Raw genomic sequence first — 22,210 nt, forward strand, 5'->3', positions numbered from 1 at the left:
CAAGAATCATGACCACGATCGCCATTCAGGCAGCCGACCTCGTGAAGACCTACGGGTCGGGGCCCGCCGCCGTCCGCGCCCTCGACCGTGCCAGCCTCGCCATCGCGCGGGGCCGGTTCACCGCCATCATGGGCCCCTCGGGGTCCGGCAAGTCGACGATGATGCACGCCATGGCCGGGCTCGACACGGTCGACTCGGGAAGCATCCGTCTCGGCGACCTGGAACTGACCGGGCTCGGCGAGAAGCAGCGCACGCTCCTGCGGCGCACCCGCATCGGGTTCATCTTCCAGTCGTACAACCTCGTTCCCGCGCTGACGGCGCGGGAGAACATCGAGCTGCCCCTCCGGCTCGCCGGGACGCGGGCCGACAGTGACTGGGTGAACGACCTCGCCGACACGCTCGGCATCGCCGACCGCCTCACCCACCGACCGGCCGAGCTCTCCGGCGGTCAGCAGCAGCGGGTGGCCGTCGCCCGCGCCCTGGCCGCCCGCCCGGAGGTCGTGTTCGCCGATGAGCCCACGGGGGCCCTGGACTCCCGCGCCTCTCAGGCGCTCCTGACCTTCCTGCGCCGCGCAGCGCGCGAGTTCGGACAGACCATCGTGATGGTCACGCACGACCCCTCGGCCGCCGGGTTCGCCGACCGGGTCGAGTTCCTGTCGGACGGCGCCGTGGTGGACGGGTTCGACGACCCCACCGCCGCGCGCGTGCTCGACCGGATGGCTCGCTTCGACGCCGGAGTGGAGGTGGCGGCATGATCCGCTTCGCCCTCGCGCAGCTCGTCGCGCACCGCCTTCGCCTCGCCCTGACGGTGATCGCCGTCATGCTGGGGGTCGCCTTCGTCTCTGGCAGCCTCATCCTCAACGACACCGCTCAGAAGCTCTTCGACGACCAGTTCGCCGCGGCGACCGCCGGTGCCGACGTGACGGTCCGCACCGCGACCGCGTTCGATTCGGGCATGGGCGTGGAGGTCGAACGGGACCCGCTCGCCGCCGGCGTCCTCGAGAAGGTCGCCGCGGTCCAGGACGTCACCGCCGCAGTGCCTGTCGCCAAGGGCGCCGCCCGTCTGGAGCGGGATGCCACCGACCTCGGAGGCGTCCAGCTCTCCACCTGGGTCGCGCCGCCCATCGGCTCCTATCCCCTGCTCGACGGCGATTCCCCGTCGGGCCCGGGTGAGGTCGCCCTCGACAAGGCCACCGCGGATGCGCTCGGCCTCGGCGTCGGCGATCGCGTGACCGTCGTCGGCGAGCAGCGCGTCGACGCCCGCATCGTCGGATTGGTCGGATTCGGCGAAACCGACGGTCCGCCAGTGGGTGCCGTCGCCCTCGCGACGCTCGCCGGCGCACAGTCCGCGCTCGGTCTCGGCGACGGGCTGAGCGAGCTCCTCATCACCTCCGACCTCCCCGTCGGCGATCTCCAGCCGCTCCTGGCCGACGAGCTCGGCGGCGACGTCCAGGTCGCCACCGCGCAGGACCTCGCCGCCGCCGGCGCCGAGCAGGCCGCCTCGAACCTCGAGATGCTGCAGATCGTGCTCGTGGCGATGAGCGTCGCCGCGCTCGTCATCGGCGCCTTCCTCATCGCGAACACGTTCGGCATCGTCATCTCGCAGCGCACGCGCGAACTGGCGGTGGCACGCGCCGCCGGCGCCACCGGCGCGCAGGTCGCGGGGTCGGTGCTCGTCGAGGCCCTGGTCGTGGGAGCCGTCGCCGCCGCAGCCGGTGTGGTGCTCGGCATCGCCAGCACGTACGGCCTCCGCGGCCTGTCGCGCACCTTCGGCGTCAGCATCCCCGACGGCGACCTCGTCGTCCAGCCGCGCACCGTCCTCATCGCGCTCGCGGTCGGCACCGTGGTGACGGTCGCGTCGGCTGTGGGCCCGGCGCGGCGCGCCGCGACCGTGTCGCCGCTGGCCGTCATGCGCGCCGGTGCCGCGGAGGCGCGCAGCGTGGGTCGCGGACGGACCATCACCGGTGCGGCGCTGCTCGCCGTCGGTGCGGTGGTCGCCGCGCTGCCCACGTTCGGAGCCCCCGTCGTGCTGCTGGGCGCGGGTCTCATCATCGCCCTCGTCGGGGTCGTCATGGCGGGTCCCGCTGCGCTGCGGCCGCTGGTCGCGGCGGTCGGTCGCGCCGGCGCCGGCACGGTGCCGGGGCGACTCGCCCGGGACGCCGCCCTGCGCGCGCCCCGGCGGACGTCAGCGACCGTGATGGCGCTCGCGTTCGGCCTGGCGCTGATGGCGTTCGTCTCGGTCGTCGGAGCATCCGTGAAGGCGGCGACAGGCGCGCAGTACCGCGAGGTGATCTCGGCCGACGTCGTCATCGAGAGCGCCGGCCAGGAGATGCTCGGCGGGGTGCACGCGTCCGTGTACGACGAGGTCCTCGACGTTGCGGAGGTCGGCACCGCGACGCGACTGAAGTACGGGCACTGGAAGGACGGCGAGTCGACGTCGGCACTGACCGCCTTCGACCCGGAGCGCATCGCCGACGTCGCCGGCATCCGGATGGTGGACGGCAGCCTCGCTGCCCTGACGGGAGGCGGCGTCGTCATCGCCGAGCGCGTGGCCGCCGACCGAGAGCTCGGCGTGGGCGACGAACTGCCGATGACCTTCGCCCGCACCGGCGAGCGCTCGCTCCCCATCGTCGGCGTCATCGCCGACGGCCCCGCCCAGGCGCTGCAGACCGACTACTTCGTGTCGCTCGACACCTACGCCGGGCTGTTCACCGAAGACATGGACGCGAGCATCTTCGTCACCGCCGCCGACGGCACGACCCCCGCGGAGCTGACAACGGCGCTGACAGCGGCGCTCGACGACCACCCGACGGTGCAGGTCCGCGACCAGGCCGCCGTCATCGCCGGCCGCACGCAGACCGTGGACCAGATCTTCGGCCTGGTCACGGTGCTCCTCGGTTTCGCGATGGTCATCGCTGTGCTCGGGATCGCCAACACGCTCGCCCTGTCCATCGTCGAACGCACGCGCGAGATCGGACTGCTCCGCTCCGTGGGGATGTCCCGTGGCGCGGTGGCGCTGATGGTGCAGACTGAAGCGGTGATGGTCGCGGTGGTCGCGCTCGTCACCGGGCTCGCCCTCGGTATCGGCGCCGCGTTCGCCGCGGTCGGCGCGTTGTCGACGATCGCGCCGTTGGGGATCGTGATCCCCATCGACCAACTCGTCGCGCTCGTCGTCGTCGTCGCCGTCGCCGGGCTCGTCGCGGGCCTCGCCCCCGCCCGCCGCGCGGCGCGGCTCCCCGTTCTGGAGGCGATCGCCCATGTCTGAGCACCGCCGGCTGTCCCTCGTGCTCACGCTGGTCGCCGCCCAGCTGGTCGTGATGATGGACTCCAGCATCCTGAACGTCGCGCTGCCCTCCATCGCGGAGGACCTGGACCTCTCGGCCACCGCCACCGCCTGGGTGCTCAACGCCTACTTCCTGACGTTCGGAGGGCTGCTGCTCGTCTCGGGCCGCGCCGCCGACATCGTGGGGCGCCGGCGGATGTTCCTCGCCGGCGCCGCCGTCCTGACCATCGGATCCGTCGTCGGCGCCCTGGCGGCCGACGAGGTGACGCTCATCTGCGCGCGGCTGCTCCAGGGAGCAGGGGCGGCCATGCTGAGCCCGGCGGCCATGTCGGTGATCCTCGCGCGTTTCACCGGCGAGGACCGCACCCGGACCATGAGCTGGTGGGGGGCGGCATCCACCGTCGGCGGGGCGCTCGGCGTCACCGTCGGCGGCATCCTCACCGGCTCGTTCGGGTGGAACAGCGTGATGGTGGTCACCGCCGCGTTCTCCGCCGCCATCCTCCTGGCGGGCTGGGCGATGCTCCCGGTCGACGAGAAGGGATCGCGGCGCTCGTTCGATGCGACGGGCGCCTCCCTGGTCACCGTCGCCGCGGTCGCGGTCGTCTACGCGGTCCTCGCCGCGCCGCACGCCGGCCTCGTCTCTCCCGAGGTCATCGTCGCGACCCTCGCCGCGGTCGGTGCCGGACTCGCGTTCGCGCTCGTGGAGCGGCGCGCGTCCGACCCGATCCTCTCCCCGTCCGCGCTCCGCGACGCGCGGGTCTCCGGTGGCATCGTCGTGAACATGCTCGGGGGTGCGGCGCGCATCGCGTGCTTCGTGCTCGTCGCCCTCCTCATCCAGCAGGTCCTCCTTTACGCGCCCGCCGTCGCCGGACTCGCGATGCTGCCGACGTCTCTCGCCGGGTTCGCGGTCAGCACCCTCGTGCTGCCGCGCGTCCTCCGTCGCTTCGGACCCGAGAAGGTCGTGCTCGCGGGGCTCGGGATGCTCGTGGTCGCGCACCTGCTGTTCGCGTCGATCGACGCCGGCGCGCCGTACATCTGGCGCGTGCTGCCGGTGCTGATCCTCGCGGCCACGGGCGTCGCGTTCAGCTTCACGCCGACCACCCTCGTCATCGCCGACGGCATGGCCGCGCGCAACGCCGGAGTGAGCTCGGGGCTGGCATCGGCCACCGCGCAGATCGGGGGCGCCATCGGCATCGCCGTCTTCGGCGCCGCCAACGCGGCGGTGTACGCGGCGACGGTCGACGCCGGCGGTACGAGCGCGGCCGCCGTTGATGCGGGCCTCGCGGCCGCGCACCTCGCCGCCGCCGGCAGTGCCGCCGCAGCCATCCTCATTGCGATGCTGACCTTCCCGGCCCTGCGGATCACCGGCGCGGCGCGGCGCCGGGCGGGGCAGGCCCGCCCCGCCGATCCGCGCTGAGTCAGACCCCGACGTCCCGCATCGCGACGGGGAGCTCCCGCGCCAGCTCCCCCGCGAGGAAGCCGAGTCCGAGGCGCGCGCCCAGCAGCCGCCCCGCGCGGCCGTGCGTCCACGCCGCCCAGACCGCGGCCCGCGACGGCTCGAGCCCGCGCGCGGCGAACCCGGCGATCGCGCCGGCGAGCACGTCCCCGCTCCCCGATGTGCCCAGCCCGGCGTCGCCCTCGTCGACGCGCCAGGCGCGGCCGGACGGGTCCGCGACCACGCCGTAGCAGTTCACCACCGCGTCGAAGCGGCGTGCGATCTCGCGCACGTCGTCCACGTGGTCGTCGAGGTCGCGCCCCAGCAGGATCCCGGCCTCCTCCTTGTTCGGGTTCAGCACGAGCCGCGCCGGCAGGGCGCCGCGGTCCACATCGCCGAGCACACCGAGGGCGAACGCGTCGAGCACGAGCACCTCGGGGCCCACGTCCGCGACGGCGAGCAGCGTGGCCCGGGTCTCGCCGGCGTCGGAGAATCCGGGTCCGACGAGCACGGCGTCCGCCGACTCGAGCTGCTCCCGCAGCGCGCCGCCGAGGGGCGTCTCGGCATCATCGGGGAGCGCGAGGATGCCGGCTTCGGGCAGCGCGATGCCGACGTGGGCGTCGATGGACTGGGGCACGGCGAGCGCGACGCGTCCGGCGCCGACGCGGAGCGCGGCCTCGCCCGCCAGCAGCACCGCACCGGGCGACGTCCTCGAGCCGCCGACCACCACGACGTCTCCGCGCGACTTCTTCGAGTCGCCGGGGTCGGGCAGGCCCCAGCCGCGCAGCAGCGACTCGGTGACGCGCTCAGGCCGGCTCGACATCGGGGCTCCCCGGGTGCGCGGTGACGTCGGCGCCCTCTCGCCGCAGGTGCGCGACGTCGGAGAAGTCGACGAGCTCCCAGCCGCGGTCGCTGCGAACCAGGTGGGTGACCGACCCGTTGAGCACGGTGTGGTCTTCGGCGAACGCCAGCAGCTCGTCTTCGCGGAGGGGCAGCAGCACGTACAGCAGGAGCATCACCACCGCGTCGTGGGCCACCATCAGCACGCTCTCGCCCGGACCCTCGAGCGCCTCACGCAGGAACGAGCGCAGCCGCAGCGCCACGTCGGCCCATGACTCCCCGCCGGGCGGGCGGTGGTAGAACTTGCCGAGGTGCCTGCGCCGGGCCATCTCGTCGGGGTGGCGGCGCGCGACACCGGTCCGGGTGAGCAGATCCAGGATGCCGAGCTCGCGGTCGCGCAACCGCTCGTCCACCACCACCGCGGCGTCCGCGCCGGACGCGTCGAGGGCGAGTGCGAGCGTCTCACGAGCCCGCAGATACGGCGATGCCCAGAAGGCGTCGATCGTCGCCCGCCGGTCGTGCAGCCATGCGCCGAGCGCCGTCGCCTGCTCGCGACCCGTATCGGACAGCGGGACGTCGGCGTCGCGCTCGTCGAGGGGGATGACCTCGAGCCCGTCGATCTCGGCTCTCGTCGCCGCGACGTTGCCGATGCTCTCCCCGTGCCGCACCAACCACAGCTCTCTGACCGCCATCACCTCAGGCTAGGCAGAACGCCCTGTGCGGGCACCCCGTTGACACGAGGTGCCCGCACCGGGCAGACGACCGCCGTCCGACGTCAGTTTGCGATGCCCCCGCACAGCACCGGAACCGTCGCCTCGAGCGGGATGGCCGCACCCAGCGACGACGAGCGGCTGGCGAACGGGTCGTCCGGGTTGAACGCGTACTGGCCGTTGCCGTCGAAGTCGATGCCGTGCACGATGACCTGCACCGTCCCGGCGTCCGCGTACCCCGGGACGCTCGTGAGCGTGCGCTGGTAGAAGAGGTATCCGCTGGCGTCGGCGACCGCGAACCGATCCAGCGCGAGGGCGCTGCTGGGCGAGACGTCTCCGGTCGAGGTGAGCGAGGTGAGGATGCCGCCGTAGAACGGCACGCCGTCGACCACCGTCACCACTCCGTCCGGGCCGGCCGCATCGGGACCCGGGCAGCCGAGGTCCGCGGCATTCCCCGGCACGCCGTGGAGATGCATCGCGTGGGGCAGGTTCGGCGAGAGGCCCCACGCCTCCACCGTCACCTGCAGCTTGCCGTTGGGCAGCGCCTTGACCCGTGTGGTCCCGCTGGCCTGGCCGCCGGGCACGTCGGCCGGCTGGATCGACTCGAGGTCGTAGCTGTAACTGGCCACGGTCGCCGACGGGTTGTCGTCGTGAGCAGCGGATGCCGCTCCTGCGGTCCCCAGGACCAGGGCCACTCCCGCCGCGGCGGCCGCGACGGCTCTTGAGATTCTCATGGGATGGACTCCTTCGTCTCGCGGCGTCGGCCGCGCCCGCGACAGCGGAAAGGCTGTCGCGGGTGATTCGGAGCTCGGACCGATTCGGATGCCTCCGGACCGGTCACGACGCGACGCGGCGGCCACCCGATCCGGGTGACCGCCGCCCGCTGCGCTCAGTCGTCGCTGTCCGCGCCGGTCGCCACGACGGCGAACTCCGCGTCGAGGTCGATCTCGATGAACTCGCCGCCCGCCGTGAGCACCGTGACGTCCCACGGCGAGGTGCTGTCGTCGTCGGCCTCGATCTCGACGATGCGCCCGTCGGCCTCGGCGAGCGCCGCGTCGACGATCGCCGCGATCGCGTCGGCGTCGAGCACGTTCTGGGGCGCGGTGTCGTCCGCGTCGGCTTCCTCGGTGGAGGTGACGGATGTCTCCCCGGCGGCGTCGACCCGCACCTCGGTCTCGGTGCCGTCCTCGGTCTCGAGCGACACCTCGGCGCCGCCGTCGCGCTTCAGGTCGATCGACACCGGCTCGCCCTCGCCGGCGCCGGACGCGGCCTCGACCATGGCGACGAGGTCGTCGGCGGAGTCGGTGCCGAGGTTCGACAGGTCGCCGGACGCGCGGTCGTCGGACGCGTCGTCGTCGGCAGAGCCGTCGTCGGCGGAGCCGTCGTCGGTCGCGTCATCGGCGCCGTCGTCCGACACCGCCGAGGCGATGGCGTCGCCGGCGTCGTCGGCCTCGTCGGCGATCGCCGAGCCGATGGCGATGCCGCCGCCGGCGAGGATCGCGGCGGTGAGCACCGCCCCGCCGGCGATCAGCAGGCCGCGGGTGCGGCGGCGCTTCGGGGCTGCGGGAGCGGGAGTCGGCGTCACCGTGGCCGTGGTCGCGTCGGTCCGGGCGGCGTCTGCCTGGGCGGCCTCTTCCCGGCCGGCGTCGACGGGCTGGGGCGTGGTGGGGGAAGTCTCGGGGGTGCTGTTCTTGTCGTCCATGATTCGATGGTGCAGGCCGGCCGCTGAAGCACGCCTGAAGCGTCCTGAAGGCGTCTTCAGGATGCGGCGGGCAGCACGACCGAGAACCGCGCCCCGCCGAGCGGCGAGTCCTCGACGCGCACGCCGCCGCCTTCGGCCTCCGCGATCGCGCGGACGATCGCGAGCCCCAGGCCGCTGCCGCCCGCGTCGCGGGCGCGCGCCTCGTCGAGCCGCACGAAGCGCTCGAAGATGCGATCGCGCTCGTCGGGCGGCACACCGGCGCCGTCGTCGTCGACGGTCAGCACCACCTCCGCGCCACGCCCTGTCACCCCGATAGCAACCGCGGATCGTGCGTGGCGGGCGGCGTTGTCGGCGAGGTTCCGCACCAGCTGCCCCAGCAGCCTGGCCTCGCCGCGCACCCGCGCCGCGCGGATGCCCGACCCGTCCACGGTGGCGCCGCCCGCGCGCAGCCTCCGCACCTCGGCGAGCGCGAGGTCGTCGAGGTCGACCAGGTCCTCGCGGAGCGCCGCCTGCTCGTCGAGCCGCGTCAGCAGCAGCAGCGCATCCACGAGCTCCTGCATGCGCAGCCCCTCGTCGTGGACCACCCCGGCGAGGTCGTCGACGGAGGTCGCGTCCGGATGCAGCTGGGCCAGCTCGGCGTGCTGGCGGATCGTCGCGAGCGGGGAGCGCAGCTCGTGCGAGGCATCCGACACGAACCGCCGCTGCGCGGTGGCCGCGGCATCCAACCGGTCCAGCATGCGGTTCATCGTGCCGGCGAGCGCGGCGATCTCATCACCCGAGGCCGGCACCGCGACACGGCGGTCGAGGCGGTCGGCGGTGATGTCGTCGACCTCCGCGCGGATGCGCGCGACCGGGCGGAGGGCGCGCCCGACCACCCACCACGTGATCGCCGCGACCAGCCCCGTGACGCCTGCGACGGCGACCGCGAGCAGCAGCGCCACCGTCGCGAGCGTGCCCTGGTCGTCCTCGACCGAGACGGCGAGCAGGAGGGCGCCGTCATCGAGGTCCTCCCGCACGACGAGCATCGGCTCGCCGTCGAACGTGGCGACGCTCGCGCCCTCGCCGTCTGGCAGGTCGCCGCCGTCGGCCTCTTCCGACGCCGCCACGACGCGGCCGTCGTCGTCGAGGACCTGCACGATGTCGTCCTCCAGCTCGGTCACCGCCGAGAGCCCCTCCGTGTCGACCCGTGCGGCCAGCTGCTCGGCGCGCGCCTCGGCGCCGCGGACGGCGGCATCGCGGATGCTGGAGGAGAGGATGCCGTAGAACGCCAGCGCCCCGGCCACGAGCGCGGCGGCGACGACCAGCGTCGCGGCCGCGGAGATGCGGGTCCGCAGCGACCGGCGGCGTCGCTCAGCCACCGTCGGCCGCCAGACGGTACCCCGCGCCGCGGACGGTCTCGATCGCCGCGCGACCGAACGGCCGGTCGACCTTGCGCCGCAGGTGCCCGACGTACACCTCGACGATGTTGGGGTCGCCCTCGAAGTCGTCGTTCCACACGCCGGCGATGAGGTCGCGCTTGGAGAGCACCTGCCCGCGGTGGCGCATGAGGTGCTCGAGCACCGAGAACTCCCGCGACGTGAGGTCGATCTCGGCGTCCCCGCGCCACGCCCTGCGGGCTCCCGGATCGAGTCGCAGGTCGCCCGCCTCGAGCACTGTCGGCCGCTCGACCCCGCCACGGCGGATGAGAGCACGCAGCCGCGCGACGAGCACGGCGAACGAGAAGGGCTTGGTGACGTAGTCGTCGGCGCCCGTCTCGAGCGCCTCGACCTGGTCCCACTCGCCGTCCTTCGCGGTGAGCATCAGCACGGGCGTCCAGTTCTCCTCCGCGCGCAGCGCCTCGCAGACCCGCCAGCCGCTCATGCCCGGCATCATGAGGTCGAGCACGATCGCGTCGTACGCGGTCTCGCGGGCTCGCCACAGTCCGTCCACGCCGTTGTGAGCGACATCCACGCCGAAGCCTTCGGCTTCCAATCCGCGACGGATGCCGTCGGCCAGGCGCACCTCGTCATCCACCACCAGAATCCGCATCCGCTCCAGTCTGGCGCTCGGCGGCTGAATCCCGCCTGAAGCGCGCGACGCTCAGTCGTCGCCGTCGTCGTCGCCCTGGTCCTCGAGCCGCTTCTGCTCCTCCTCGGCCTGCTTGCGCTGCTCCTCTTCGAGCTTCTTCTGCTCCTGCTCGGCCTTCTTCTGGGCCTCTTCGGCTCTCTTCTGGGCCTCCTCGGCCGCCTTGCGCTCCTCGTCGGTCATGCCGGGATCGACGACGACGTCGTTGCCGGAGTCGTCGGCCGGCGGCGCGGAGGGTGCGGGGTCGGCGGGGACGGTCAGCGCCGGCTCGGGCGAGGGACTGGGGGCGTTCAGCGCCGAGATGCCGAGCACGGCCGCGAGCCCGACCAGGGCAGCACCGAGCCCGGCCCCGATGAGGGCGACGGGACGCGGGCGCCGACGGGTCCGACCGACGTCGTTCGAGCGCGCCGGGTCCGCTGCCGCAGCGGAGCCGGGGGTCGAGGCGAAGTCGGCCGGGCCGGCAGCAGCGGCACCCCCTCCCGCGCCCGCGATGCCCGCGAGCGGCGCGACGAGCGTCGGTCCGGTCAACGGAACAGTCGCAGCGGTCGCAGCGGTCGGATCCACGGCGGCCCCGGCCGTCGGCATCCGCTCCGTCAGTCCGCGGGCGGCCGTCGCGACCTCGGCAGCCGTCGGGCGCGCGCCCGGCTCGGTGTCGAGCATGCGCGTGAGCAGCTGCGTCCACCCCGGGCCCAGCGAGGCGGGCACGACGGGCGGGTTCTCCAGACGCGCCAGCGCCGCAGCCATGCCGCCGCCGTGCGGGTGGGCGCGGTCGCCGGTGAGCGCCTCCAGCAGCACGAGGCCGAGCGAGTAGATGTCGGAGGCGGGGGCCGGATCGCCGCCGCGGAGCTGCTCGGGTGCGAGGTAGGCGACGGTGCCGATGACCAGGCCGGGCGATGTGAGTCGCGAGGTATCGAGGAGGTACGCGATGCCGAAGTCCGCGAGCTTCGCGCGCGGCCGGGCGCCGGGGATCTGGGGCGGGCTCAGCAGCACGTTGGAGGGCTTGATGTCGCGGTGCACGACGCCGGCCTTGTGCACGACGTGCAGCGCCTCCGCCAGCTCGGTCGCCAGATGCGCCACGATGTCGGGGGGCAGGGCGCCCGCCGCGAGTCGTGCCGCGAGCGTCGGACCGGCCACGAACTCCATGGCCAGGTACTCGGGCCGGCCGGGGACCAGGCGGGCGTCGTAGAGCGTGACGAGCGACGGGTGGTTGAGCGAGGCGAGGACCGTCATCTCGCTGTGGGCGCGCTCGGAGGAGGAGCCGTCGACACCGGGCCGCATGATCTTGATCGCGACGGTACGCCCGAGCATCACGTCCTCGGCGCGGTAGACGCGCGCCATGCCGCCTTCGCCGACGCACTCGTCCAGTCGATAGCGACCGTCCAGCAGCGCAGCGGTCTCGTCGGCCTTCGCAGGTGTCATCCGCTCTCCCTGTCCGGGGCGCAGCCGCGCCGGGGCACTGTCGACGCTAGTCGGCGCGCTGCGATCGCGCCGCCTCTTGACGACGCGGCGCTCAGGCGATCCGGCCCCAGGAGAGTCGGTGACCGGCCGCGGAGAGAACAGCTGCCGGCGCGGCCCACCGCAAGAGCCGCGCCGGCAGGGCCGGGTCACTGCCCGACGATCACCTCGATCTCGGCGAAGAGCTGATCGACGGCGGCATCCACCGTGATGGTCCCGAAGCCGAGCTCCTGACCCAACGCCTTGAACTTCGCCTCGACCGACCCGTAGCCGACGATGGGCACCGGCGGCGGGTCGCCGAGCCGGTCGGCGATGGAGGCCTCGTAGTCGAGGATCTGCTGGGCGATCGCATCGAGCTCGATGCCGTCCCGCTGCGTCTCGGATGCCGGCATGCCGCGGTTCGTGCCGAAGATCGCCCCCGCCTCGGGGCTGTTGACCATGAAATCGATGAACGCGGCCGCCGCCTCGGGGTGGTCGGTCGTCTGCGCCGCCGACATCAGCATGCCGGCCTTCATGTACAGATCCTTCGCCCCCTCGTCGGTGACGGGAGGCGCCACGAGCTCGAGCTTGGTGTACGGCTCACCGAGGTTGGCGAGGTAGCCCGCACCGAAGTTGTCCCACGTGATCTCGGAGAGCTGCTCGGCCGCGTCGAAGCCCGACATCGGCGAAAGCTCCTCGAGCCGCTGCTGCGGCGTGACGACGTCGTCGTCGCGCAGCGTGACGCCGCGGTTCCAGAAGTCGGCGAGCTCCTCCTTCGTGAACCCGACCTCGCCGTCCTCGGTGAAGACGGACTTGCCCTCCGAGCGCAGCGCGAGCTCGAACGTCTGGATGAAGCCGGTGGGATTGCTCCCACCCCACGCCTGGACGCCCGCCTCGTTCGCCGCATCGCGCACGTCCGAGAGCCACTGGTCGTAGTCGTCCCAGTCGCCGCCGGGGAACAGCTCCGCCCCGAGCTCGTCGGCGAGCATCGGGTTCTGGAACATGCCGAGCGCGTTTGTCGAGATCGGCATGCCGGCCGTCGCGTCGCCGACCTTCGCGATGTCGAGCACGTTCTGCTCGTACCCGTCGGTCGCGATGACCCCGCCGAGGTACGGGGTGAGGTCCAGGAGCAGCCCGTTCTCGGAGTACTGACGGACGTACGTCATGTCCATCTGGAACACGTCGGGAAGATCGCGCCCGGCGGCCTCGGTCTGCCGCTTCTCCCAGTACTCGTCCCAGGCGAGGAACGTCGAGTTCACCGTGATGTTCGGGTGCTCCTCGTTGAAGGCGGCGATCGCCTCGTCGTACATCTCGGCACGGACGTCGTTCCCCCAGAACGCGAAGTCGAGGGTGACCTCCTCATCCGGGTCCGGCGTGCCGGCACCCTCGGGGGCATCGCTCGCACACCCGGCGAGCAGGCCGAGCGACGCGGTCAGCGCGATCCCGGCCGCCAGTCTCCTACTGCGGAACATCATCGTCCTCTCAAGAAAGTGTTCGTTCACTATTGGTGGTGCCGCCACCGTAGTGAACGATCACCTTTGCTGTCAAGGAGGCCTCAGCACGCATGCCGGACGTCGGCCATGATCGTTCACTCGCGCGCGGTGGCGTACCGTGAGACGCAGCGCGACGGACGACAGCGCGGAGGGAGACGCCGATGACCACCCAGCCGACCGGGTCGCGGCGTCCGACGATCATGGAGGTCGCCCGCCTCGCGGGCGTCTCGCACCAGACCGTGTCGCGGTATCTCCGCTTCGGCGGCGAGGGACTCAAACCCCGCACGCGCGACAGCGTCGCCGAGGCGATCGCGCAGCTGCACTACCGGCCGAACCTCGCGGCCCGTTCGATGCGCACGCGCGTGACGGGTCGCGTCGCCGTGGTGATGCCGGCGCTCGCCTACAACCCCACGCGCATGCTCGCGGGGGCGACGCACGCCGCGCATGAGGCCGGCTACCAGGTCGAGGTCATCAGCCCCGAGGGCGGGGCCGCGGCGCGCGCGGAGCGCGTGCTCGAGCTGGCGGACTCACGCCAGGTCGACGGCATCCTGGCGCTGTCGACGGTCGACCTGCCCACGCGCGATCTCCCGGCCGACGCGGTGCTCGTCGTGGCAGCGGCGTTCGACGACGAGATGCGCGGCATGGGCGAGCTCGTCGACGCCTCCCCCCTGGAGGAGATCATCGAGCACCTCGCCGGGCTCGGCCACCGCCGCTTCCTCCATGTCGCCGGGTCGTCGCTGTTCGCGTCGGCCCGTGCGCGCGCCGCGACGTTCACCGCGACGCTCGACCGCCTGGGGCTGCAGTCCGCCGGCGTGTTCGACGGCGACTGGTCGGGCGAATCGGGGATCGCCGCGGTGGAGTCCATCCGCGCGGGCGAGGAGCCGACCGCCATCATCGCCGCCAACGACCTCGTGGCGATGGGGGTGCTCCGCGGTGCTCACCAGCGCGGCTGGAGCGTTCCGGGTGACGTCAGCGTGACCGGCTGGGACGACACCCCCGGCAGCGCCGTGCTCGTCCCGTCGCTGACCACCGTCGACGTCAACCACGAGCGCATCGGCGAGAACGCCATGGCGCGGCTCATCGCCCGGCTCCGCGGCGAGGAGCCGCGGATCGCCGACGACCCGATCGCCCGCGTCGTGTGGCGCGAGTCGACGGGACCTGCGCCGACCGCGGGCTGAGGGGTTCGGCGGGTGCCCGCCGTCCGCGCGGCGGACCCGTCGCGCGGACGCGCACGCGCTGAGCGCGCGCGCCGGTCCTCAGCGGAGCGTCGCGGTGCGCACCCGCCGGACGACCGCCGAGCGGATCTCGAGCACGGGCACGTCGCCGGTCGGACGCACCCGCGGATCGACGTAGACGCCCGACGTCGGCGACCAGGCGAACGCCCGCAGCGTCAGCGGCGCCGAGGACAGCCGCGACCGGTACGGCGTCAGATCGATCTCCCACGGGCGGCCGGACCAGAACTGGTCGGCGATCAGCTCTTCCCCCACGTAGGCGCGGACGACGTCACCGGTCCACTCCAGCTCGAGGATCGACTGCTCGGCGTCCCACGCCTCCGCCGGCAGCGGCACGTCGACGACGGCGGAATGCTCGAAGTCCTGGTCGGTCGGCGCCGAGAGGCGACCGGCCGGGCCGCCGCGTCGCACGGGGGCGATCGGGGCGGCGGCGAAGCCCGGCACGTCGAGCCGGATCGGGTGCGCACCGCCTGGCAGGGCGTACCGGGTGAAGACGGTGCCCTCGGCCGCCACCTCGGCGGGCGGCGCGTCGCGCAGCGGCGGCACCGCGTGGACGACAGCATCCGCCGCGCCGCGGACGGCGCGGAAGCCGTCCTCGAACCAGCCGCTCCCTGGCCACAGCACGATCGTGTCGCGCCCGTCGATCACCCCGCGCCACACCGACTCGGCGGTCTCGCGGTCGAGGAACACGAGCGTGGTGTCGCCGACGATCACCTCGCAGCCGACGCCGGGCGCGGCATCCGGAGTCGCATGGACGATGCCGTCGTCCACCCGCACCCGCGCACCGCGGATCTGCGAGGGGTCGACGCCCTCGAACTGCAGCTCGAGGTCGATGCCGTCGGCGGCGGCGAAGAGCACGACCGTGCCGACTGCGGTCTCGAAGCGGGTGATGGGCTGGGCGGTCGCGGTCAGCGCCCGGATCCCGCCGTACCGCTGACGCAGCGGCCAGGCGACGTACGCGCCGGTCGGCAGCGTCACCGGCTGCGACGGCACCGTGACGGCGCGATCGTCGAAGGCGACCTCGAACTGCACGTGGGCGACCGGGGGCAGGGCCGCGATCGCCGGCTGGTGGTTGTTCGCGAACAGGAACCCGCGACGCCCGTCGCCGCGGACGGCCCAGCGTGGCGCGCCGTCGCGCTGCACCGGGATGACGGCCGGTGCCGACGCGAGCTCGGTCGCGAACGCGCTCAGCATCAGGTGCTGCTGACGCAGTTTGTGGAAGTGCGGACGCTGCGAGCCGACCGTCCCCAGCGGCGCGAAGAAGTCGTAGTCGCGCACGGGCACGTCGTTGGGGTAGCCGGTCGCCTGCGACTCCTGCGTCGACGAGAGCTCGCCCTGCACCTGAGTGCCGCCGTGGAACATGTAGTAGCCCTGCCACGCCGAGCCGCTTCCGACCTTGGTGAGGGCCAGCGCCGCGACGTCGTCCGGATCCACGAGGGGGCGTCGGTGGTACGCCACCGTCATGCCGCCGCCGAGCTCGCACGTGACGAACGGCCAGGGGTCGTCGCCGCCGAGCGACGCACCGGGGCGTGCGTCGGCGGGGGCGTCGCGCAGATCGGCGCCGACCGTGAGGTCGTCGCGCACCGTGCTGTACGTGAAGTGCATGACGCCGAACGCCGGCCAGCCGGTGTCGGACTCCTCCCAGAACCCGTCGGAGTAGCCGGCATAGACCGGGAGCACGCGTCCGCGCGGGAGCTGCGCCCCGCCCCACCCGGTCGCCGTCCACAGGCTCGCGCGCATGCCGACGTCCTCCGCGAGGTCCCGCAGCGTCGCCAGATGGGGGCCGTCGTCGTAGAGCTCGTTGTCGACCTGGATGCCGACGATCGGGCGGTCCGGATGTTCCGGTGTGCGGAACAGCCCGCGCACCTGCTCCTCGATCGCCGCGTACCAGCGGCGAACGTGCTCGAGGTAGGACGGGTCGTTCGAGCGGTGCGCGAGGGGCAGCGCCTGCAGCCAGTCGGGGAACCCGCCGTTGCGCGCCTCGCCGTGCGCCCACGGGCCGATCCGCAGCATCACCGTCAGCCCCACGGCGTCGGCGAGCTCGACGAACCGTCGGATGTCGCAGGGCCCGTCCCATCGGAGCGCGCCCTCGATCTCCTCGTGGACGATCCAGAGCAGATACGTCGCGACGACGTCGATGCCCCCCGCCTTCATCTTGCGCAGCTCCCGCTCCCACCGCTCGGGACGGTCACGGCTGAAGTGGTACTCCCCCATGACCGGGATCCACGGCCGTCCGTCGCGCGTGACGAAACGACTGGTCAGCCGGACGCCGGCGGCGGTCGCGTCGTCGCCCATGTCGAGCGGCGCCGGCGTGACGGGTGCCGGATCCGTCACGCGGATGCGGTGCGGGCCGGGACGGGGCCACGTCGCGGTCTCGGCGTCGGCGGTGGACTGCTGCGGCGGGACGCCGTCGAACGGAGTGGGCACCCATCGAACCTACGCGGATGCCCGAGCCCGGCCCCATGACGATCCGACGGAGACCCTGGACGAACCGCGCGATCAGGGCTGCGGATGCTGGTGCCACTAACTGCAGCGCAGGTCGGCCAGCGATGCCTTCCAGACAGTGTGCCGCGGGTGCGCGGTCGCGCGGCCGCGCAGGGTGGAGACGGCGGATCGGAGTGTCGTGAGATCGTGCCGGTGCGAGGCTCAGGCGCCGGACTCCAGGACCTCCCGCGGCGAGCGCCCGCGCGGCTGCGTCGGCGCGGGGCCGGGGTCCGCGAGCGGCGGCGTGGGGAGCGTGAGCGGCGCGCCCGGCCGCACCTCCACCTCCTCGCCGAAGTGACGCAGGCGCAGCGGCTGCTCCGTCGCGGTCAGGGTATACGTCGCGGCGTCGGCCTCGACGGCCACGCGCAGCACCGCGCCCGCGACGCGGATCCCGAAGCCGAGACCGGTGATCGGCTCCGCCAGCCGGGGCGAGAACGCGAGCCCGTCGGGCCCGTCCTTCATGCCGCCCAGGCCCGAGACCACCGCCGTCCAGACCCCCGCCAGCGCAGCGACGTGCAGCCCGTCGTCGATGTCGTCGCGCAGATCGTCGAGGTCGATCGTCGCCGCCTCGGTGAGGTAGTCGATCGCCAGTCCCAGGTGGCCCACCCACGCCGCCACCACCGACTGCGTCGCCGACGACAGCGACGAGTCGCGCACCGTGAGCTCCTCGTAGTACGCGAAGGCGCGCGCCGTCTCGTCCTCGGTGAAGCACTCGTGGTGGAACTGCAGCGCCAGCACCAGGTCGGCCTGCTTGAGCACCTGCTTGCGGTAGAGGTCGAAGTAGGGGAAGTGGTCCTGCAGCGGGTACTGGTCTTTCGACGTGGCTTCGAAGTCCCAGCGCTCGCGGCGGGTGAAGCCGGCGGACTGCTCGTGCACGTTCCGCTGCGCGTCGAACGGCACGGCCATCGCGTCGGCGGTCACCTCCCACGCGCCGATCTCCTCATCGGTCACCCGCAGGCGCCGTGCTTCGCCGGGATGCCGCCGCGCCGCCTCGGCCGCGCCCCGCAGGTTGCTCTGCGCGGCGAGATTCGTGAACGTGTTGTCGTCGACCAGCGCCGAGTACTCGTCGGGGCCGGTGATCCCGTCGATGTGGAAGACGCCGGCGTCGTCCCACCGGCCGAGCGAGACCCACAGGCGCGCGGTCTCGACGAGGATCTCCACCCCGACCTCGCCTTCGAAGTCGACGTCGCCCGTCGCCCGGACGTGCCGGATCACCGCCGCGGCGATGTCGGCGTTGATGTGGAACGCGACGGTGCCGGCCGGCCAGTACCCCGAGCACTCGCGGCCGCTGATCGTCCGCCACGGGAACGCGGCACCGGCCAGATGCAGCTGCTTCGCGCGATGGCGCGCATGGTCGAGGGTCGACCGGCGCCAGCGCAGCGCGTCGGCCGCCGCGTCGGGAAGCGTGTACGTGAGCACGGGGAGGACGAAGGCCTCGGCGTCCCAGAAGGTGTGCCCCTCGTAGCCCGGCCCGGTGAGCCCCTTGCCGGGGATCGAGCGCACCTCGGCGCGTGCCGCCGCCTGGACCACCTGGAACTGCGCGAACCGCGCGGCCTGCTGCAGCCGCGCCGAGCCGTCGATCCGCACGTCGGCGGCGTCCCAGTACTCGTCGAGGCATGCCCGCTGCTGCGTCGCCAGAGCGTCCCAGCCGAGCCGGGCGGCGGTCGACACGGCGGCCTCGGCGCGGTCGCGGAGCGCGGCATCCGTCACCGCGTCCGACCACTCGTGCGCCACGAACTTCACGATGCGGATGCTGTCACCCGCCGCCAGGCGCGCGGTCACCGTCGTGCGTGCGATGTCGTCGTCCGCGTCCGTGCCGCACGAGGCATCCGCCCCGCTGATGTCGTGCTCCATCGCGACCGCGACGTGGATGCCGCTGCGACGGGTGCGGTGCAGCATCGTCGCGCCGGTCCTCGATACCGTGTGGTCCACCGGCTCGAAGGGCCTCTCGAGCGGTTCCATCACCCGGTCGTCGGGGTGGACGGGCGGAAGCGGCTCGTTCGCGACGATCTCGGAGAGCACGGTGATCTCGACGGGGCCCGACACGGCCGTCACGCGGTAGTCGATCGCGGCGACCGCGCGGTGGGTGAGCGAGACGAGCCTCGTCGATTGGACGCGGACCGACCGGCCGGCGGGCGAGGTCCACTCCACCTCGCGCGTGAGCGTGCCGGCGCGGAAGTCCAGGAACTGGGTGTGGGTCGTCAGGCGACCCTCGCGGATGTCGAAGGGCTCGTCGCCCACCAGCAGCCGGATCACCTTGCCGTCCGGCGCGTTGATCAGGCTCTCGCCGACGTCGGGGTAGCCGTAGCCGTCCTCCGCGTACGGCATCGGGTGCTCCTCGAAGAGCCCGTTGAGGTACGCGCCGGACACCTCGCACGGGTCGCCCTCGTCGAGGGTGCCGCGCCAGCCGATGTGCCCGTTCGACAGCGAGAACACCGACTCCCGTCGCGCCTGGCGCTCGGGGTCCCATCCCGTCCAGCCGATGCCCCAGGCGGACACGTCGAAGCGGGAGCTGTGGCGCATGCCGCCATTCTCGGATGGCGGCCGACAGGGTCCGAAGCCCTTGCGTTCGCGACGCGGCCGGGCTATCGGCCGCCGCGTCGCATCGCCGCCGGAAGCGGCCCTCCGGCGGATGTGCTACCGTGGAACGTTCCCTGTCCGGGGAAATGAGTGTCGCTCCCCCTCTGCCTCAACGTGGAGAAGCAGATTCAGACGCTCACCGCACAACCCTCAGCGGCCATCTGCTCGCCGCCGCCCCTCTTCTCCGCAGAGCTCCGCATCGTCGTGAGCTCGGATTCCCACTGATGATCAGCACCTCCCTGCCTGCGCTCGACTGGCGCCAAGCCGACGACGGCGTCTTCGTGGCGACCCTCGCCGGCGAATACGCCGGTTTCGTCGACGTCGGCTCGGACGGCGCGGACGCCTACAGCAGCCGAGCCGTCCACCTCGGCCGCCACGACGCCGTCGACGCCGCCCGCGCGGCGGTCGCGGCCTCCCACTTCGAGCCGGCATCGCCGCCCGCTCGCCTCCATCGTCCGCTCCGAATGTTTCGGCGCGGCACCCCCGGTCGCTCCGGCGGCCCGAAAAGTAAAAGGAAAGACACGATGGCCACTGGCACCGTGAAATGGTTCAACTCCGAGAAGGGCTACGGCTTCATCGCACCCGATGACGGCTCGGCCGACCTCTTCGCGCACTTCAGCGCGATCACCGGCAATGGGTTCAAGGAGCTCCGCGACGACCAGAAGGTCGAATTCGACGCCGAGCAGGGCCCCAAGGGCATGCAGGCGGCGAACATCCGCCCGCTCTGATCCCTCATCCGCGCCGCCGGGCTCTCGTCACGAACGAACCGGCGGATCGGACTCCGGCGCCCGTCTCGCTTCAGCGAGGCGGGCGCTTCCGCATGCCGGGGAGCGGCCGCGGCCCGCCCGTCGCGGACCTGACGATCGCCCGTGAGTCGGCGCATATTCCCCCCGCCTCATACGCATCCCCGTAGCCTGGGCACAGCGATGGGCAACCGCCTTTGGCTTCCGACGGCCATAGCGGTCCCCCATCGAAACGGTGTCATCATCTCCACATCCGTCCTCGAGTCCCGGCTCGGCCCCATCCGCCAGACCTACGCCGGCACCGACGAGTTCCCGCCCGTCGCCCGCGCCTACACCGAGGTGTCGCAGGTGGTGCGCGAGAGCGGCCTCCTCCGGCGCACGCCGTGGTTCTACGCCATGGTCGGCGTGGCCATCACGCTCGCCTTCGGCGGCGCGGTCACCGGCTTCATCCTGCTCGGCGACAGCTGGTACCAGCTGCTCATCGCCGCAGCGCTCGGCATCCTGTTCACGCAGGTCGCATTCCTCTCCCACGAGGCCGCGCACCGGCAGATCCTCGCGTCCGGGCCGGCGAACGACCGGCTCGCGCGCATCCTCGGCAACGGGGTCGTCGGCATGAGCTACTCGTGGTGGGCGACGAAGCACACCCGCCACCACGCCAACCCGAATCGGGTCGGCAAGGACCCCGACATCGACGTCGACACGATCTCCTTCCTCGACGAGGACGCGGCCCAGGCCCGCGGCATCCGTCGCCTGATCACCCGGCGCCAGGGCTGGCTGTTCTTCCCGCTGCTGACGCTGGAGGGCCTCAACCTGCACTTCATCGCCATCCGCCACCTCGTCGGACGCGGAGAGGTCAAGGGCCGCTGGATCGAGCTCGGCATGCTCGCGGCGCGGTTCGCCGTCGTCTGGACGCCGGTCTTCGTCTTCCTGCCGCTGGGCATGGCGTTCGCGTTCCTGGGCGTGCAGCTCGCCGTCTTCGGCGTGTACATGGGCGCCTCGTTCGCCCCGAACCACAAGGGGATGCCGGTCATCGCCCCCGACGCGAAGCTCGACTTCTTCAGCAAGCAGGTCCGCACGTCGCGCAACGTGTCGGGCGGCTGGTGGGCGACGTGGCTCATGGGCGGGCTGAACTACCAGGTCGAGCACCACCTGTTCCCGAACATGCCGCGCCCGCACCTCGCCAAGGCCCGCGAGATCGTGCGCGACCACTGCCGCACGCTGGGCGTCCCGTACACCGAGACGACGCTGTGGCGCTCGTACGGCATCGTGATCGACTACCTCAACCGCGTCGGGCTCGCCGCCCGCGATCCGTTCGACTGCCCCGTCGTCGGCACCTACCGCCGGGCCTGAGCCGGCGGCACCGGACGGGCGCCTCGGTGTCGTGACCCCCTGCACGGGGGTGCGGTGTCGGATGCCCGTGCTTGGCTGAGCTCATGGACACCGTGACCTCCGCCGACGGCACCCCGATCGCGTACGAGCGGACGGGCGCCGGCCCGGTGGTCGTCATCGTGGGCGGGGCGTTCTCCACCGCCGCCGACGCCGCAGGGCTGGCGAGCGCGCTGGCGGATGCCGGATTCCTGGCCGTCACGTGGGACCGCCGCGCGCGAGGCTCGAGCGGCGACGCACCGGGCTCCACGCCCGAGCGGGAGGCCGAGGATCTCGCGGCGGTGATCGACGCCGTCGGCGGCCACGCGGCCGTGCTCGGGCATTCGTCCGGCGCCGTGCTGGCCCTCTTCGCGGCAGCGCGCGGAGTGCCGGTCCGGGCGCTGTTCCTGTCGGAGCCGCCGCTGCGCTTCGGTGTCGACGAGCCCGACGACGCCCTCGCCGAGCGGCTGCAGCGACTCGTCGACGAGGGCCGGCCCGACGAGGCGGTCGTGACCTTCCAGCTCGAAGGCGTGGGCCTGCCCCGCGACATGGTCGAGTGCATCCGGGCGAGCGACCAGTTCGCCGCTCTCCTCCCCCTCGCGCAGTCGACGGTCTACGACACCAACCTCGTGCGCGAGGCCTCGACGCCGAGCGATGCGATGCTGTCGGTCCGCGCTCCCGTCACCGTGCTCCGCGGCGAGCAGACGTTCCCCCTCCTGCTGACAGCGGCCGACCGCCTTGCGGAGGCTGTCGACGGGGCCGAGCTGGTCGTCGTGCCCGAGTCCGTCATGCATCGCCCCGACCCCGTGGCGACCGCGCGCGTCGTGCGCGAGCGCATGTCCTGA

The 22,210-nt window shown here is 72.9% G+C and carries 17 protein-coding genes; 7 read left to right on the forward strand and 10 right to left on the reverse strand.

From position 1 onward, the window contains the following. Positions 1-8 precede the first annotated feature (8 nt). The 3 genes from ACZBH1_RS03050 to ACZBH1_RS03060 are packed head-to-tail and all read left to right on the forward strand — an operon-like array spanning position 9 to position 4,700. Complete coding sequence (locus tag ACZBH1_RS03050) at positions 9-755, forward strand: ABC transporter ATP-binding protein (protein ID WP_463645474.1); 747 nt, start codon at positions 9-11, stop codon at positions 753-755. Continuing rightward, positions 752-3,265 (forward strand): ABC transporter permease, encoded by a 2,514-nt coding sequence (locus ACZBH1_RS03055; RefSeq protein ID WP_378884183.1) that lies wholly within the window; start codon positions 752-754, stop codon positions 3,263-3,265. The genes ACZBH1_RS03050 and ACZBH1_RS03055 overlap by 4 nt, the downstream gene beginning before the upstream one ends. After that, positions 3,258-4,700: an MFS transporter gene (locus tag ACZBH1_RS03060; RefSeq protein ID WP_463645475.1), complete on the forward strand. Its 1,443-nt coding sequence runs from the start codon at positions 3,258-3,260 to the stop codon at positions 4,698-4,700. The genes ACZBH1_RS03055 and ACZBH1_RS03060 overlap by 8 nt, the downstream gene beginning before the upstream one ends. A gap of 1 nt (position 4,701) precedes the next feature. Here ACZBH1_RS03060 and ACZBH1_RS03065 read toward each other — a convergent pair whose 3' ends face one another. The 8 genes from ACZBH1_RS03065 to ACZBH1_RS03100 form a co-directional block, all read right to left on the reverse strand. Next, on the reverse strand, positions 4,702-5,541 hold the full coding sequence (locus tag ACZBH1_RS03065; RefSeq protein WP_463645476.1) for an ADP-dependent NAD(P)H-hydrate dehydratase: 840 nt from the start codon (positions 5,539-5,541) through the stop codon (positions 4,702-4,704). Then, positions 5,525-6,250, reverse strand: coding sequence for a histidine phosphatase family protein (locus ACZBH1_RS03070; RefSeq protein WP_463645477.1), 726 nt, complete (start codon positions 6,248-6,250; stop codon positions 5,525-5,527). The genes ACZBH1_RS03065 and ACZBH1_RS03070 overlap by 17 nt, the downstream gene beginning before the upstream one ends. Before the next feature lie 83 nt (positions 6,251-6,333). Beyond that, positions 6,334-7,002, reverse strand: coding sequence for a hypothetical protein (locus ACZBH1_RS03075; protein WP_463645478.1), 669 nt, complete (start codon positions 7,000-7,002; stop codon positions 6,334-6,336). A gap of 155 nt (positions 7,003-7,157) precedes the next feature. Continuing rightward, positions 7,158-7,970: a PepSY domain-containing protein gene (locus ACZBH1_RS03080; RefSeq protein ID WP_463645479.1), complete on the reverse strand. Its 813-nt coding sequence runs from the start codon at positions 7,968-7,970 to the stop codon at positions 7,158-7,160. Between the two features lie 56 nt (positions 7,971-8,026). Continuing rightward, positions 8,027-9,328, reverse strand: coding sequence for a sensor histidine kinase (locus tag ACZBH1_RS03085; RefSeq protein ID WP_463645480.1), 1,302 nt, complete (start codon positions 9,326-9,328; stop codon positions 8,027-8,029). Beyond that, positions 9,321-9,998 (reverse strand): response regulator transcription factor, encoded by a 678-nt coding sequence (locus tag ACZBH1_RS03090; RefSeq protein ID WP_336398191.1) that lies wholly within the window; start codon positions 9,996-9,998, stop codon positions 9,321-9,323. The genes ACZBH1_RS03085 and ACZBH1_RS03090 overlap by 8 nt, the downstream gene beginning before the upstream one ends. A gap of 51 nt (positions 9,999-10,049) precedes the next feature. Next, a complete protein-coding gene (locus ACZBH1_RS03095; RefSeq protein WP_463645482.1) occupies positions 10,050-11,453 on the reverse strand; it encodes a serine/threonine-protein kinase in 1,404 nt (467 codons plus the stop codon). A 185-nt stretch (positions 11,454-11,638) separates the two neighbouring features. Beyond that, entirely contained in the window at positions 11,639-12,943 is a 1,305-nt protein-coding gene (locus ACZBH1_RS03100; protein ID WP_463645483.1) for an ABC transporter substrate-binding protein, read from the reverse strand. A gap of 179 nt (positions 12,944-13,122) precedes the next feature. On the opposite strand from ACZBH1_RS03100, the gene ACZBH1_RS03105 reads away from it, so the two are divergent. Beyond that, entirely contained in the window at positions 13,123-14,139 is a 1,017-nt protein-coding gene (locus ACZBH1_RS03105; protein WP_463645484.1) for a LacI family DNA-binding transcriptional regulator, read from the forward strand. 78 nt (positions 14,140-14,217) lie between these two features. On the opposite strand, the gene ACZBH1_RS03110 is transcribed toward ACZBH1_RS03105, so the two are convergent. Further along, positions 14,218-16,620 (reverse strand): beta-galactosidase, encoded by a 2,403-nt coding sequence (locus tag ACZBH1_RS03110; protein ID WP_463645485.1) that lies wholly within the window; start codon positions 16,618-16,620, stop codon positions 14,218-14,220. 219 nt (positions 16,621-16,839) lie between these two features. Beyond that, complete coding sequence (locus tag ACZBH1_RS03115) at positions 16,840-19,200, reverse strand: glycoside hydrolase family 65 protein (protein WP_463645487.1); 2,361 nt, start codon at positions 19,198-19,200, stop codon at positions 16,840-16,842. A gap of 581 nt (positions 19,201-19,781) precedes the next feature. Here ACZBH1_RS03115 and ACZBH1_RS03120 point away from each other — a divergent pair. The 3 genes from ACZBH1_RS03120 (at position 19,782) to ACZBH1_RS03130 (ending at position 22,210) form a co-directional block, all read left to right on the forward strand. Then, entirely contained in the window at positions 19,782-19,985 is a 204-nt protein-coding gene (locus ACZBH1_RS03120) for a cold-shock protein (protein WP_336398338.1), read from the forward strand. Between the two features lie 198 nt (positions 19,986-20,183). Continuing rightward, positions 20,184-21,350 (forward strand): fatty acid desaturase family protein, encoded by a 1,167-nt coding sequence (locus ACZBH1_RS03125; RefSeq protein ID WP_378884148.1) that lies wholly within the window; start codon positions 20,184-20,186, stop codon positions 21,348-21,350. Between the two features lie 83 nt (positions 21,351-21,433). Then, the gene (locus tag ACZBH1_RS03130) at positions 21,434-22,210 is read left to right on the forward strand and encodes an alpha/beta fold hydrolase (RefSeq protein ID WP_463645488.1); all 777 of its coding nucleotides are present in this window, start codon (positions 21,434-21,436) and stop codon (positions 22,208-22,210) included.

The sequence above is a fragment of the Microbacterium sp. ZXT2-5 genome (assembly GCF_055329545.1).

Coding starts and splice junctions, on each gene's coding strand:
- ACZBH1_RS03115 (WP_463645487.1), bottom strand. CDS start 19,200: ATGCGCCACAGCTCCCGCTTCGACGTGTCCGCCTGGGGCATCGGCTGG.
- ACZBH1_RS03055 (WP_378884183.1), top strand. CDS start 752: ATGATCCGCTTCGCCCTCGCGCAGCTCGTCGCGCACCGCCTTCGCCTC.
- ACZBH1_RS03095 (WP_463645482.1), bottom strand. CDS start 11,453: ATGACACCTGCGAAGGCCGACGAGACCGCTGCGCTGCTGGACGGTCGC.
- ACZBH1_RS03075 (WP_463645478.1), bottom strand. CDS start 7,002: ATGAGAATCTCAAGAGCCGTCGCGGCCGCCGCGGCGGGAGTGGCCCTG.
- ACZBH1_RS03060 (WP_463645475.1), top strand. CDS start 3,258: ATGTCTGAGCACCGCCGGCTGTCCCTCGTGCTCACGCTGGTCGCCGCC.
- ACZBH1_RS03120 (WP_336398338.1), top strand. CDS start 19,782: ATGGCCACTGGCACCGTGAAATGGTTCAACTCCGAGAAGGGCTACGGC.
- ACZBH1_RS03090 (WP_336398191.1), bottom strand. CDS start 9,998: ATGCGGATTCTGGTGGTGGATGACGAGGTGCGCCTGGCCGACGGCATC.
- ACZBH1_RS03070 (WP_463645477.1), bottom strand. CDS start 6,250: ATGGCGGTCAGAGAGCTGTGGTTGGTGCGGCACGGGGAGAGCATCGGC.
- ACZBH1_RS03100 (WP_463645483.1), bottom strand. CDS start 12,943: ATGATGTTCCGCAGTAGGAGACTGGCGGCCGGGATCGCGCTGACCGCG.
- ACZBH1_RS03050 (WP_463645474.1), top strand. CDS start 9: ATGACCACGATCGCCATTCAGGCAGCCGACCTCGTGAAGACCTACGGG.
- ACZBH1_RS03080 (WP_463645479.1), bottom strand. CDS start 7,970: ATGGACGACAAGAACAGCACCCCCGAGACTTCCCCCACCACGCCCCAG.
- ACZBH1_RS03130 (WP_463645488.1), top strand. CDS start 21,434: ATGGACACCGTGACCTCCGCCGACGGCACCCCGATCGCGTACGAGCGG.
- ACZBH1_RS03065 (WP_463645476.1), bottom strand. CDS start 5,541: ATGTCGAGCCGGCCTGAGCGCGTCACCGAGTCGCTGCTGCGCGGCTGG.
- ACZBH1_RS03105 (WP_463645484.1), top strand. CDS start 13,123: ATGACCACCCAGCCGACCGGGTCGCGGCGTCCGACGATCATGGAGGTC.
- ACZBH1_RS03125 (WP_378884148.1), top strand. CDS start 20,184: ATGGGCAACCGCCTTTGGCTTCCGACGGCCATAGCGGTCCCCCATCGA.